The following is a 13,365-nucleotide window of genomic DNA, read 5'->3' as shown; positions in this document are numbered from 1 at the left end:
GTGCGGCGGTGGCCGCGATGGACGGTCGAGGGGAGCGGCGCGCCGCGCGCGCCGCTCCCCTCGGGCCGGGTCAGGCGCAGGCGTCGACCGTCGGCGGGTTCTCGCTCGAGTTCGGCGTGTACCCGGTGCCCTCGGTGTTGGCCGTGACGGCCTCCTCCCAGGAACCGTCCTCGATCATCTCCTCGATGGCCGCGTTGATGTCCTCGCACATGTCGTTGTCCTGCGGGAGGCCGACACCGTAGCGCTCGGTCGAGAACGGCGCGCCGACCACCTTCACCTTGCCCTGGTTCGCGGGCTGGGCCGCGAGGCCGGCGAGGATGATGTCGTCGGTGGTGACGGCGTCGACCTGGCCGGCCGTGAGCGCCGTGACGCACTCGGCGTAGCCCGGGCGCTCGAGGAGCTGGACGCCCGCGGCGTACTCGTCCTTGATGCGCTGCGCGGACGTCGAGCCCGTGACCGAGCACAGGTTCTTGCCCTCGAGCGCCTCGGGCCCGGTGATGTCCGTGTTGTCCTCGGCGACGAGGAGGTCCTGCCCGGCGACGAAGTACGGTCCGCCGAACGCGACCGTCTCCTTCCGCTCGTCGGTGATCGAGTACGTCGCGAAGATCATGTCGGCCTGGCCGGTCTGCAGCATGGTCTCGCGCTGGGCGGACGGCGCCTCGACCCACTCGATCTGGTCCGCCGAGTAGCCCAGCTTCTCCGCGACGTAGGTCGCGACGTCGACGTCGAAGCCGGTGTACTCGCTGCCGTCCTGGTAGCCGAGGCCGGGCTGGTCGAACTTGATGCCGATGGTGATCGAGTCGCCGCCGCCACCGCCCTCGGTCTGCTCGGGGTTCGTGGTCGTGCTGTCGGCGCCGATCTCGTCGGGGTCGCCGCCGCACGCGGCGAGCGTGAGGGCGGTGAGTGCGGCGAGGACGGCAGCACCTGCGTGTCGTGTGCGCATGGTTCGTACCCTTCGTGAGTGGTGGCCGCCCGCCGAGGTGTGCCTCGTGCGGACGCCCGGATGTGGGGTCGGTCGGAACTCAGTGGGTGAGGATCTTCGAGAGGAAGTCCTTCGCGCGGTCGCTCTTCGGCGCGGTGAAGAACTCCTCCGGGTGCGCCTCCTCGACGATCTGGCCGTCGGCCATGAACACGACGCGGTTCGCGGCCTTGCGCGCGAACCCCATCTCGTGCGTGACGACGATCATCGTCATGCCCTCCTTCGCGAGGGCGACCATGACGTCGAGGACCTCGTTGATCATCTCCGGGTCGAGCGCCGACGTGGGCTCGTCGAAGAGCATGACCTTCGGACGCATCGCGAGCGCGCGGGCGATCGCGACGCGCTGCTGCTGCCCGCCCGAGAGCTGGGCCGGCATCTTCTGCGCCTGGTTCTTCACCCCGACGCGGTCGAGCAGGGCGAGGGCGCGCTCCTTGGCGTCCTTCGACCGCTCGCCGCGGACCTTGACCGGGCCCAGGGTGACGTTGTCGAGGATCGTCTTGTGCGCGAAGAGGTTGAACGACTGGAACACCATGCCGACGTCGGCACGCAGCCGGGCGAGCGCCTTGCCCTCCTCGGGCAGCGGCACGCCGTCGATCCGGATCTCGCCGTCGTCGATCGTCTCGAGTCGGTTGATCGCCCGGCACAGCGTCGACTTGCCGGACCCGGACGGGCCGATGACCACGAGCACCTCGCCGCGGCGGACCGTGAGGTTGATGTCCTGCAGGACGTGCAGCTCGCCGAAGTGCTTGTTGACGTCGTGCAGCTCGACCAGCGGGTCGCCCAGGGCCTCGTCCGCCGGTCGGGCGGTCACGGCAGCGTCCGACGGCAGGCCGGTCGGCATGTCGGACGGCTCGTCGGACGGCAGGGGGGAGTCATCGACCATTTTTCGAACATAGGGGGCAACTGTTGCCACCGCCACCGAATCGCGCAACAGTCAGGCAACAGTTCCGTAACACCGGTGGCCGCGCCGTACCCTGGACGGTGATGTCCACGATCGCCCCCGCCCCGCTCCCGACCGCCGACACCCCCGACGGCGGCCCCCGCACGTACGTCGTGCGCACGCTCGGCTGCCAGATGAACGTCCACGACTCCGAGCACATGGCCGGGATGCTCGAGCAGGCCGGGTACACGCGCGCCAGCGGGGCGGACGAGGCGGCGAACCGCGCCGACGTCGTGGTCATCAACACGTGCGCGGTACGTGAGAACGCGGCGACCCGCCTGTACGGCAACCTCGGCCAGCTCGCCTCGGTCAAGGCGCAGCGCCCGGGCATGCAGATCGCCGTCGGCGGCTGCCTCGCGCAGAAGGACCGCGGGACGATCGTCGACAAGGCGCCGTGGGTCGACGTCGTGTTCGGCACGCACAACCTCGACGCGCTCCCGGTGCTGCTCGAGCGCGCGCGCCACAACGAGGCGGCACAGGTCGAGATCGCGGAGTCGCTCCAGGTCTTCCCGTCGACGCTGCCCACCAGGCGGGAGTCGGTCTACGCCGGCTGGGTGTCGATCAGCGTCGGCTGCAACAACACGTGCACGTTCTGCATCGTCCCCCACCTGCGCGGCAAGGAGCGCGACCGTCGCCCGGGCGAGGTGCTCGCCGAGGTCGGGGCGCTCGTCGACGCGGGCGCGATCGAGGTCACGCTGCTCGGCCAGAACGTCAACAGCTACGGCGTCGAGTTCGGCGACCGCGGCGCGTTCGCCAAGCTCTTGCGCGCCTGCGGGACGGTCGAGGGCCTCGAGCGCGTGCGCTTCACGTCGCCGCACCCCGCCGCCTTCACCGACGACGTGATCGCGGCGATGGCCGAGACCCCGAACGTCATGCCGCAGCTGCACATGCCGCTCCAGTCCGGGTCGGACCGCGTGCTGCGGGCGATGCGTCGCTCCTACCGCTCGGAGCGCTTCCTCGGCATCCTCGACCGCGTGCGCGCCGTCATGCCCGACGCCGCGATCACGACCGACATCATCGTCGGCTTCCCGGGGGAGACCGAGGAGGACTTCGCGGAGACGATGCGCGTCGTGGAGGCGTCGCGGTTCGCGTCGGCCTTCATCTTCCAGTACTCGCCCCGCCCCGGGACGCCCGCCGCCACGATGGACGGTCAGCTGCCGAAGGCCGTCGTCCAGGAGCGCTTCGAGCGCCTCCAGGCGCTCCAGGAGCGGGTCGCCGGCGAGGAGTCGGCACGCCAGGTCGGCCGCACGGTCGACGTGCTCGTCACCGAGGGTCCGGGGCGCAAGGACGGTGCGACGCACCGTCTCACCGGCCGCGCGCCGGACAACCGCCTCGTGCACCTCGCTCTCCCGGCGGGCGTCGGGGTGCCCGACGCCGTGGTCTCGCCGCCCGCCGTCGCGCAGCCCGGCGACGCGCCCGAGGTGATCGACCCGCGCCTCGCCGAGGTGCCCGACGCGCACCTGCCGCGGCCGGGCGACGTCGTCACCGTGGAGATCACGCGCTCGGCACCCCACCACCTCATCGCCGACTCGGCGCTCGCGGGGGGCGCGTTCGCCGTCCGGCGCACGCGCTCGGGCGACGCGTGGGCGACGCGGGAGCGCGCGCGCCTCGGCGGCGTCGAGGACGACCACGGGCACGGCGGGGCGGCCGCGCCGTCGGGGCCGGTCTCGCTCGGCCTGCCGACCGTCCGCGCCTGACCGGCCACGGGCACCGGCGTCGTCCCAGCCGCGGACCCGGCCACGCCCGACGGCCCCGGCTCAGTCCTCGACGGTCCCCGGGGGCAGCTGCGCCCCGATCGCGTGGAAGAGCTGCACGGCGGTCCCGAGGCCGCACGAGACGGTCTGCGAGAGCTGGGCGTCCGTCGCGCCGTGCTCGAGGTCGACCGAGACCTCCGCGTACACCCCGAGCCGGCCCGCCTCCTCGCGCACGTAGACCTTCGGCCAGATGCGCTCGCGGTTCCAGTCGTTCACCGCCTGGAGCGTGACCAACCGCGCCTCGAGGGGGAGGGTCGTGGACCACCGGCCGCGGACCTGCAGGATCTCGGAGCGGTCGCCGAGCAGGAGGAACCAGAACCGGTGACCGTCCCACGTCCCGGTGATGTCGCCGTCGTCGTCGACCCGGAAGTGGTAACCCCGACGAGTGAGGTGGTCCCCGACGCGCGACATCGACAGCGGCCGCGGGCGCTCCGCCTCGGCCGGGATCGACTCGGCGGACTTCGGGCGGCGGTTGCCGAAGAGGCGGGCGAACCAGCCCGTGCGCGACTGCGTCATGGTGCCTGCCTCGCCGGGTCCGGGTAGAACTCGTCGAGCGCGTCGAAGAACATCGAGCCCGTGCTCAGACCGCACTGCAGCAGCTGGTCGAGCTGGTCGTCCGTGACGCCGTGCTCGAGGTCGACGGTGACCTCGGTGAAGACCTGGATCATGCCGTTGTCGCGCACCCGCGTGTACGTCTTGGGCCAGATGCGGTCGGCGTTCCACTCGTTGCAGAACTCGAGCACCTCCTCGAGGCGCTCGATCGCGAGGTCCCGGTTCCACTGCCCGCGGACCTGGAGGATCTCGTCGTGGTTGCCGAAGAGCAGGAAGTAGAAGAGACGGCCGTGCCAGAGGCCGCCGACGTCGCCGTCGGAGTCCATGAAGTAGCTGTATCCGCTGTCGGTGATCCACTCGACCACCCGGGGGAGCGCGAGCGGCGAGGGTGCCCGGTCGTCGGCGGTCACGACCTGGCCGAGCTCCCTGGCCAGGAGGTCCTCGACCTGCGAGCGGAGCGCGTCGTCGTCGAGCCGCCCCGTCCCGGCGTCGTCGGAGATCCCGCCGGGCTCGTCCTCCCGCCGGTCGTCGTCACGCTCGCCGAAGAACCTCACCGTCCCACCGTACTCGGCGACGGCGTGTCCCGTCGCGCTCGTGCCGGACCGCGGGCCGTCCCACCGGTCTCGGTGCGGCCCGCCGGTCGCTACCGTGGGTCGCGTGAGCACCCGCGCCGTCGTCCTGCCCGCCACGCCGCTCCTGGTCCCCGGGGCCGCGGGGCGCGCGGACGTCCTGCGGAAGGTGCGCGCCGCGACGCTCGCCGCGCTGCGCGAGCTGACGGCGGGCGTCGCTCCGGTCGTCGTGATCGCCGCCGTCCCCAGGGGCGGCGTCGTGCGCGGACCTGCGGCCGCGTCGCTCGCCGCCGCGGGCGTGCGGCGCGCGGAGGTCGATCGTGCGTGGGTCGATCCCGCCGGAGAGCCGGCCGGGACGCAGGAACCGCCCGTCCGGCGGGCGGGGGTGGGGGCGTCCGTCGCGCTGCTCGCGCTCGGGGCGTGCGGCGTGCGGGGCGCGGTGGACGTGGTCGAGGTCGGCCCGGACGTCACGCCGGACGGTGCGCGCGACCTCGGGCGCGAGCTCCGTGCCCGGGGTGCGTCGGTCGTCGTCGCGGACGACCCGCGGTCGGCGTCGACCGCCGTCGTGCTCGACGCCTTCGTGGACGGCGCCTGGTCGGTCCGGTCGGCGGAGCTGCGCGACGAGGTCGTCGACCGCGGCTACGCGGTCCGCCGCTACCTCGACACGGCCGACGACACCGTCCCGGACCACGACCCCGCCGTCGGGCTCGGTGGTACCGCCGTCGGTGCGCCGGGGCACCGGTACCGTTCTGCGGGTGAGCCCTGAGCACGTGACGCGCACGTCGTCGAGCCCGGTCGTCGTCGCCGTCGTCGGCCCGACCGCGACCGGCAAGTCGGACCTCGCGCTCGACCTCGCGCAGCGCCTCGGTACGCCGGGCGCACCCGCCGAGATCGTCAACGCGGACGCCTACCAGCTCTACCGCGGCATGGACGTCGGCACCGCCAAGGTCCCCGCGGCCGAGCGCCGTGGCGTGCGCCACCACCTCCTCGACGTGCTCGACCCGAGGGAGGACGCGTCGGTCGCGCGGTACCAGGACGAGGCCCGGGCGGCGCTCGACGAGATCGCCGGGCGCGGCGCACGTGCGGTCGTGGTCGGAGGTTCCGGGCTGTACGTGCGCGCGCTCCTCGACGACATGCGCTTCCCCGGCACCGACCCTGCGGTGCGCGCCGCGCTCGAGGAGCGCGCGGAGCGCGAGGGGACACGCGTGCTGCACGACGAGCTGGCACGGGTCGACCCCGCAGCGGCGGCGAGCATCGGCCCCGCGAACACGCGGCGGATCGTGCGCGCGCTCGAGGTCGTCGAGCTCACGGGCGAGCCGTTCACCGCGAACCTCCCGCGTCAGGAGTACGTGCGCCCCACGCTGCAGATCGGTCTCGACTGCGACCGTGCGGTGCTCGACGCCCGCGTCGAGGGCCGGGTCGAGCGCATGTGGGAGCTCGGCCTCGTCGACGAGGTGCGCCGCGTCGAGTCGGCCGGGATGGGGCGCACCGCACGACGCGCGGTCGGGTACGCGGAGGTGCTGGCGCACCTGCACGGGGAGGTGACGGAGGCCGCGGCACGCGAGGCCGTCACCGCCAACACGCGCCGCCTCGCGCGCAAGCAGATGGGCTGGTTCGGGCGCGACCCGCGCGTGCACTGGCTCGACGCGCAGTCGCCCCGCCTGCTCGACGACGCGCGCGCCCTCGTCGCCGAGGCGGACGCGGGCCGTGGGCACCCGGCGGGCCGCCGGGGCGCGGACGAAGCGGACACGGGCGAGCCCGTGCGCCGTAGTCTGGGCTCATGACGCGCACCCGGTTCACGAAGGGCCACGGGACCCGCAACGACTTCGTGCTGCTCGCCGACACGAAAGGCGAGCTCGACCTCACGCCCGAGCTCGTCCGCGCGCTCGCGGACCGTCGCGGCGGCATCGGGGGCGACGGCGTGATCCGGCTCGTGCCCACGGCGCTCGTGCCCGAGTCTCGCGACGTGCTCGCGCAGGACCCGCACGCGATCTGGTTCATGGACTACCGCAACGCCGACGGCTCCGTCGCGGAGATGTGCGGGAACGGCGTGCGGGTCTTCGCCGCGTTCGCCGAGAGCCTGGGCCTCGTGAGCTTCGCCGGCGGCACGGAGGTCCCCGTCGGGACCCGGGCGGGCGTCAAGCGCGTGCGCAAGGAGGGCGACTGGTACGCGGTCGACATGGGGCCGTGGTTCCTGCCCGGCGGGCGTGACGCGCTGCGCGCGGGCTTCGACGCGACGGTGGTCGTCCGTGGCTGGGAGGTCCCGCGCCCCGCGCTGAGCGTCGACCTGGGCAACCCGCACACCGTGCTCGCGCTCGCCCGCGAGGACCTGCTCGCGGACGCCGACCTCACGGGCGCCCCCGTCGTCGAACCCGTGCCGCCGCGCGGCACGAACGTCGAGCTCGTCGTCCCGCTCGGCGAGACGGTCGAGGAGGACGGCACGGTCGTCGGGCACGTGCGCATGCGCGTGCACGAGCGCGGGGTGGGGGAGACGCCGTCGTGCGGGACGGGGGCGTGCGCCGCCGCCCTCGCGGTGCGCGTCTGGGGCGGTCCCGACGCCCCGGACACGTGGTTCGTCGACGTCCCGGGCGGGACCGTGCGCGTCCGGGCGCTCCCGGGCGACCACGTCGAGCTCGCGGGACCGGCCGAGCTCGTCCACTCCGGCGAGGTGGACCTCGACCGGCTCCTCGAGCCCCCCGCGTCCGGCATCCCCGGGGCGGTCATCCGGCAGCCCGCCGCCGATCAGGAGACTGCGGACCACGCGCCGCACGACGCCCCGGCGACGGGCGCGGACGACGAACCAGCCGTCGTCTGAGCGCCCACCTGGCGCGGTCAGCCGGCCGGAGCCGTGACCTCCAGGACGCGGAAGCCCTTGGCGCTCGCGGCGCGCCCGACCGCGGCGCCGGGCAGCACGGGCTCGAGGTGCTCGACGAGCCAGCGCTGCAGCGAGTCCGCCCCGAGGTTGCGCTGCACGACGAGGTGCGCGACGGCCCCGGGCGCGAGCCGCGGCAGCCATCTCAGCAGCATCTCGTGCAGGGCCTCCTTGCCCACGCGGATCGGCGGGTTCGACCACAGCGCGGCGAACGCGACGTCGTCGGGCACGCCGTCCGGCGTGACGGCCCGGACGCCGGTGAGGCCGAGCCGCTCCGCGTTGCGCCGGACGAGGTCGAGCGCGCGCTCGTTGACGTCCACCGCCCACACCGTGGCGTCCGGCGCGTCGAGGGCCATCGTCAGCGCGACCGGGCCCCAGCCGCACCCGAGGTCGAGCACGTGCGCCCCGGAGCCGGACGACCTCGCGGCGAGGACGTCGCCGAGCGGCGGGACCGTGCGCAGCAGCACCTGCGTGCCGAGGTCGAGGCGGCCCGGAGAGAAGATCCCGGACGCCACCTCCACCTCGACGTCCCTCCCGGCGAGGCGCACGGCGAGGGTGCGCCGCTCAGCCGCGGAGGCAGGGTTCGCGGTGAAGTAGTGGTCCGGCTCGTCGCTCACGAGGCGTGATCCTACGGGGGCGGCCGGACGCCCGCCGTGGAATCCGTTGGCACCGGGACGTTTCCGCGTGCCACGCTTGTTGTACCGACGGGCGCACAGCGCGCCCGCGACCCACCCCCGACCGGAAGGCGGCACATGACCCAGACCCCAGCGAACCCCACGTCGGCCCGACCAGAGCCGACCGACGCGACGCGGGACATCGCGAGCGACGTCGTGGCGCGGGTGCTCGCTCGGGCCGGGACGGCGCGCGCCGAGGGCGGCACGGTCCACGCGGAGCACGACGGCGAGCAGCTCGACCTCGCGGAGCGCGCGTCGCTGCGCCGCGTCGCGGGCCTGTCCACCGAGCTCCAGGACGTCACGGAGGTCGAGTACCGGCAGCTGCGGCTCGAGAAGGTCGTGCTCGTCGGGCTGTGGAGCTCGAGCCGTGACGCGCACGAGGACGGCGCCGCGTCGAGCGCGGAGGACGCGGAGATCTCGCTGCGCGAGCTCGCCGCCCTCGCCGAGACCGCCGGGTCCCAGGTGCTCGACGGCGTGATCCAGCGCCGCGCGAAGCCGGACCCCGGCACCTATCTCGGGTCCGGCAAGGCCGCCGAGCTCGCCGACGTCGTCGCCGCGAGCGGCGCCGACACCGTCGTGATCGACGGCGAGCTCGCACCCTCGCAGCGCCGCGCGCTCGAGGACATCGTCAAGGTCAAGGTCGTCGACCGGACCGCGCTGATCCTCGACATCTTCGCCCAGCACGCCAAGTCCCGGGAGGGCAAGGCCCAGGTCGAGCTCGCCCAGCTCGAGTACCTCCTGCCGCGACTGCGCGGCTGGGGCGAGTCGATGTCGCGTCAGGCCGGTGGCCAGGTCGGCGGCGCCGGCGCGGGCATGGGCTCGCGCGGTCCCGGTGAGACGAAGATCGAGCTGGACCGGCGGCGCATCCGCAACCGCATGGCCAAGCTGCGCCGGGAGATCCAGGCCATGGCCCCGGGCCGCGAGACCAAGCGGTCGTCGCGCAAGCGCCACGAGATCCCCTCGGTCGCCATCGCGGGCTACACGAACGCGGGCAAGTCGAGCCTCCTCAACGCGCTCACGGGCGCGGGGGTGCTCGTCGAGAACGCGCTCTTCGCGACCCTGGACCCGACGGTCCGGCGCACCCGGACCGAGGACGGGCGCGTGTACACGCTCGCCGACACCGTCGGCTTCGTGCGCGCGCTCCCGCACCAGCTCGTCGAGGCGTTCCGGTCGACGCTCGAGGAGGTCGGCCAGTCCGACCTGCTGCTGCACGTCGTCGACGCGTCGCACCCGGACCCCGAGGGCCAGATCGCCGCGGTCCGGCACGTGCTCGCCGACATCCCGGGCGTCGAGGACGTCCTCGAGGTCGTCGTGCTCAACAAGGCCGACGTCGCCGACCCGGAGGTCGTCGACCGCATCCGGCGGCGCGAGCGCCGCACGGTCGTCGTGTCGGCCCACACGGGCGCGGGGATCGACGAGCTGCGTCAGCTCATCGCGGACGAGCTCCCGCGGCCCGACGTGACGATCGACGTCGTCGTGCCCTACAACCGCGGCGACCTCGTGCACCGCGTGCACACCGAGGGCGAGATCGACCACGAGGAGCACACGCCCGAGGGCACGCTCCTGCGCGGGCGCGTCGCGGAGGCGCTCGCTGCCGAGCTCGCCGGGGCGGTCGCGAGCGCCTGAGCGACGCCTCGCGCCGCACCGCCGACGGCGTCGCACGGCACCCTTCGTGCCGTCGCGGCGCCGTCGTGCGTCGTCCACAGCCCGTGGGTCCGAGCCCGGGTCGTCGGCGCCCGACCGTAGACTCGACGGGTGCCTCCCGTCTCGCCCGCCACGAACCGTCCGACCGAGGACACCGCGGCGCCGGACGGCCCGCCGTCCCGTGACGCCGCGGCGCTCGCCGGGGTCCCGGACGTCGACACGCTGCTCGACCTCGCCGTCGGCCGGCTCGGCGGCGCACGCCGCGACGGGCAGCACGCGATGGCGACCGCCGTCGCCGGGTCCATCGGGAGCGGCGAGCACCTCGTCGTCCAGGCGGGGACCGGTACGGGAAAGTCGCTCGGCTACCTCGTCCCGGCGGTGCGGCACGCGGTCGCGGCCGACGAGCGCGTCGTCGTCTCGACCGCCACCCTCGCGCTGCAGCGCCAGGTCATCACCCGTGACCTGCCGCTCGTCGCGGAGGCGATCGGCGCAGAGCTTCCGCGCCCTGCCTCGATCGCCCTCCTCAAGGGGTGGCACAACTACGTGTGCGTCCACAAGGTCGCGGGCGGCTACCCGACGGACGAGCCGACGCTCTTCGACCTGCCCGGCGAGACGGCCGGCGCGACCGACCACCCGCCCGCGCGGGCCGACGGCCGCGCGGCACCGTCGCTCGGGGAGCAGGTCGTGCGGGTCCGCGAGTGGGCCCAGGAGACGGAGAGCGGCGACCGGGACGACCTCGTCCCCGGCGTGAGCGACAAGGCGTGGCGCCAGGTCTCCGTGACCGCGCTCGAGTGCCTCGGGCAGCGCTGCCCGCTCCTCGCCGAGTGCTTCCCCGACAAGGCACGGGCGGCCGCGCGCGAGGCCGACGTCGTCGTCACGAACCACGCGATGCTCGGCATCGCGGCGATGGGCTCGCCGGGCGTCCTCCCGGAGCACGACGTCCTCGTGGTCGACGAGGCGCACGAGCTCGCGGACCGCGTGACGGCGGCAGCGACCGTCGACCTCTCGGTCCCCGCCATCGAGGGAGCCGCACGCCTCGCCCGGCGGCACGGGGGCGCGGCGACCGAGGCGCTCGACGCCGCCTCGGCGGCGTTCGGCACCGTGGTCGGGGCGCTGCCCGCCGAGCGCTTCCCCGACGGGCTGCCCGACGGCGCGCGCGACGCCGTCGCGGCGGTGCGCGACGCGGCGCGCGAGGTGCTCTCGCGCCTCAAGCCCGAGACCGGCGTCCAGAAGCCCGCGACGCCGGACACCGGCCTGAAGATGGCGCAGTCGGCGATGCTCCAGCTCTTCGAGGTCGCCGAGCGGATGGCCGGGGACCCGACCGGCCACGACGTGCTGTGGTGCTCACGACCCGGCGAGGGCGGCTGGACCGCCGACCGGTTCGGCGAGGGAGCGAGCAGGCTCCACGCGGCGCCCCTGGGCGTCGCCGGCCTCATCCGTACGCACCTCCTCACCGAGCGGACCGGGGTCTTCACGTCCGCGACGCTCGCGCTCGGCGGGACGTTCGACGCCGTCGCGCGCACGTTCGGGCTGGGCGGCGGCGGGTCGGACGGCGAGGAGGCGCCCTCCTGGCGAGGCCTCGACGTCGGCAGCCCGTTCGACTACCCGCGTCAGGGGATCCTGTACGTGGCCAAGCACCTGCCGACGCCCGGTCGCGACGCCGCGACGGAGCACCAGCTCGACGAGATCGCGACGCTCGTCGAGGCTGCGGGCGGCCGGACGCTCGGCCTGTTCTCGTCGCGGCGGGCGGCCGTCGCCGCTGCCGAGGCGATGCGTGAGCGGCTCGACGTCCCCGTCCTGTGCCAGGGCGACGACCAGCTCCCCACGCTCGTGCGCGAGTTCGCCAACGACCCGGCGACGTGCCTGTTCGGCACCCTCTCCTTGTGGCAGGGCGTGGACGTCCCGGGCCCCTCGTGCCAGCTCGTCCTCATCGACCGCATCCCGTTCCCGCGTCCCGACGACCCCGTGCGCTCCGCCCGCGCCCGTGCCGTCGAGGCGGCGGGCGGCAACGGCTTCATGCAGGTGTCCGCGACGCACGCCGCGCTCCTGCTGGCCCAGGGTGCGGGGCGCCTCGTCCGCTCGACGACCGACCGCGGTGTGGTCGCGGTCCTCGACCCCCGGCTCGTCACCGCACGCTACGGGACGTTCCTCACCCGGTCGATGCCGGGATTCTGGCGGACGACCGACCGCGAGGTCGCTGCCGCTGCGCTGAGGCGCCTCGCCGCCCTAGGCTGAGCGCATCCCACGAGACGGAGGCGCGATGACCGACGCAGGCACCACCTTGCCCACCCCCGCGCAGGCGCCCGCCGGGAGCCCGGTCCCGGGCTCCGCGGCACGGACCACCAAGCTGGCGATCGTCGGGGCGGGTGCCGTCGGGTCGACGCTCGCGTACGCGGCCCTCATGCGGGGGGCGGCCAGGACGGTCGCCATGCTGGACGTCAACCGGGCCAAGGTCGAGGCGGAGGTCCTCGACCTGCAGCACGGCATCCAGTTCATGCCGATGGCGAAGGTCGAGGGGTCCGACGACGTCGCGGTGTGCGCCGGTGCGGACGTCGTGGTCGTGACCGCGGGGGCGAAGCAGAAGCAGGGCCAGACGCGGTTGGACCTCGCCGAAGGCACGATCGGCCTCATGCGCAGCATCCTCCCTGGGCTGGTCGAGGTCGCGCCGGACGCCGTCTACGTCATGGTGACGAACCCGGTCGACATCGTCACCTACGCGGCGCTGAAGTTCTCCGGCCTGCCGCCCGAGCGCCTGTTCGGCAGCGGCACGGTGCTCGACTCGTCGCGCCTGCGCTTCCTCGTCGCACAGCACTGCGGCGTCGCGGTGCAGAACGTCCACGCCTACATCGCGGGCGAGCACGGCGACAGCGAGATCCCTCTGTGGAGCTCGGCGACGATCGGCGGCGTCCCGCTGCTCGACTGGCCCGGGATCGCGGGCCACCCTCCGCTGTCCGAGGACGCCCGCGAGGAGATCGCGCACGAGGTGGTCCACTCCGCCTACCGGATCATCGAGGGCAAGGGGGCGACGAACTACGCCGTCGGCCTCGCAGGTACCCGCATCATCGAGGCGGTCCTCGGCGACGAGCACCGGCTCCTGCCCGTCTCGACGCTGCTGGACGGTGACTACGGGATCGACGACGTGTGCCTGTCGCTGCCGACGCTGATCGACCGCCGGGGCGCGAGCGAGCGTGTCGAGGTGCCGCTCTCCGACGCGGAGCTGACAGGTCTCCGGAGCTCGGCAGAGTCCTTGCGCGCGGTCGCGCGGCGGTTCGGCCTGTAGGAGCGGAGCACGACGGCGGGCCGGTGATCCCACGAGGAGGGATCACCGGCCCGTCGTCAGGTCGGTCGAGCGGCCCGGGGGCGCGTAGAGGTCGGGAACCG

General features: G+C 74.2%; 12 protein-coding genes. 7 read left to right on the top strand and 5 right to left on the bottom strand.

Translation table 11 applies throughout. The features are described 5' to 3' along the window. Positions 1-70: 70 nt before the first annotated feature. Both ACZCLJ_RS05005 and ACZCLJ_RS05000 read right to left on the bottom strand, forming a co-directional pair. Complete coding sequence (locus ACZCLJ_RS05005; RefSeq protein WP_463105667.1) at positions 71-943, bottom strand: glutamate ABC transporter substrate-binding protein; 873 nt, start codon at positions 941-943, stop codon at positions 71-73. Positions 944-1,022: 79 nt separating this feature from the next. After that, positions 1,023-1,820: an amino acid ABC transporter ATP-binding protein gene (locus ACZCLJ_RS05000; RefSeq protein WP_463106359.1), complete on the bottom strand. Its 798-nt coding sequence runs from the start codon at positions 1,818-1,820 to the stop codon at positions 1,023-1,025. A gap of 143 nt (positions 1,821-1,963) precedes the next feature. Between ACZCLJ_RS05000 and miaB the strand changes: the two genes are divergently transcribed. Continuing rightward, complete coding sequence (gene miaB, locus ACZCLJ_RS04995) at positions 1,964-3,616, top strand: tRNA (N6-isopentenyl adenosine(37)-C2)-methylthiotransferase MiaB (protein ID WP_463105666.1); 1,653 nt, start codon at positions 1,964-1,966, stop codon at positions 3,614-3,616. A 60-nt stretch (positions 3,617-3,676) separates the two neighbouring features. Here miaB and ACZCLJ_RS04990 read toward each other — a convergent pair whose 3' ends face one another. Continuing rightward, on the bottom strand, positions 3,677-4,189 hold the full coding sequence (locus tag ACZCLJ_RS04990) for a type III secretion system chaperone family protein (RefSeq protein ID WP_251150711.1): 513 nt from the start codon (positions 4,187-4,189) through the stop codon (positions 3,677-3,679). Further along, positions 4,186-4,779 carry a type III secretion system chaperone family protein gene (locus tag ACZCLJ_RS04985; RefSeq protein WP_463105665.1) on the bottom strand — a complete coding sequence of 198 codons (594 nt, stop codon included), beginning with the start codon at positions 4,777-4,779 and terminating at the stop codon, positions 4,186-4,188. Before ACZCLJ_RS04985 ends, ACZCLJ_RS04990 begins: the two co-directional genes overlap by 4 nt. A gap of 103 nt (positions 4,780-4,882) precedes the next feature. On the opposite strand from ACZCLJ_RS04985, the gene ACZCLJ_RS04980 reads away from it, so the two are divergent. From ACZCLJ_RS04980 to dapF, 3 genes are read left to right on the top strand one after another with little or no spacing between them, the layout of a single operon-like run. Further along, positions 4,883-5,560 carry a hypothetical protein gene (locus ACZCLJ_RS04980; RefSeq protein ID WP_463105664.1) on the top strand — a complete coding sequence of 226 codons (678 nt, stop codon included), beginning with the start codon at positions 4,883-4,885 and terminating at the stop codon, positions 5,558-5,560. Continuing rightward, positions 5,550-6,578, top strand: a complete 1,029-nt coding sequence (miaA, locus tag ACZCLJ_RS04975) for a tRNA (adenosine(37)-N6)-dimethylallyltransferase MiaA (protein WP_463105663.1) — start codon at positions 5,550-5,552, stop codon at positions 6,576-6,578. Before ACZCLJ_RS04980 ends, miaA begins: the two co-directional genes overlap by 11 nt. Beyond that, entirely contained in the window at positions 6,575-7,609 is a 1,035-nt protein-coding gene (gene dapF, locus ACZCLJ_RS04970) for a diaminopimelate epimerase (protein WP_463105662.1), read from the top strand. The genes miaA and dapF overlap by 4 nt, the downstream gene beginning before the upstream one ends. A gap of 17 nt (positions 7,610-7,626) precedes the next feature. On the opposite strand, the gene ACZCLJ_RS04965 is transcribed toward dapF, so the two are convergent. Further along, positions 7,627-8,283, bottom strand: a complete 657-nt coding sequence (locus ACZCLJ_RS04965) for a class I SAM-dependent methyltransferase (protein WP_463105661.1) — start codon at positions 8,281-8,283, stop codon at positions 7,627-7,629. A gap of 135 nt (positions 8,284-8,418) precedes the next feature. On the opposite strand from ACZCLJ_RS04965, the gene hflX reads away from it, so the two are divergent. From hflX to ACZCLJ_RS04950, 3 genes are all read left to right on the top strand, one after another. After that, complete coding sequence (hflX, locus tag ACZCLJ_RS04960) at positions 8,419-9,966, top strand: GTPase HflX (protein ID WP_251150717.1); 1,548 nt, start codon at positions 8,419-8,421, stop codon at positions 9,964-9,966. A gap of 129 nt (positions 9,967-10,095) precedes the next feature. Beyond that, positions 10,096-12,219, top strand: a complete 2,124-nt coding sequence (locus tag ACZCLJ_RS04955) for an ATP-dependent DNA helicase (RefSeq protein WP_463105660.1) — start codon at positions 10,096-10,098, stop codon at positions 12,217-12,219. A gap of 25 nt (positions 12,220-12,244) precedes the next feature. Further along, on the top strand, positions 12,245-13,264 hold the full coding sequence (locus ACZCLJ_RS04950) for an L-lactate dehydrogenase (RefSeq protein WP_251150718.1): 1,020 nt from the start codon (positions 12,245-12,247) through the stop codon (positions 13,262-13,264). Positions 13,265-13,365: the final 101 nt, after the last annotated feature.

It is taken from the genome of Cellulosimicrobium sp. So1_17 (assembly GCF_055181235.1).
Note: the sequence above shows the minus strand (reverse complement) of the source record. Positions and strands in the feature narration are given on the sequence as shown.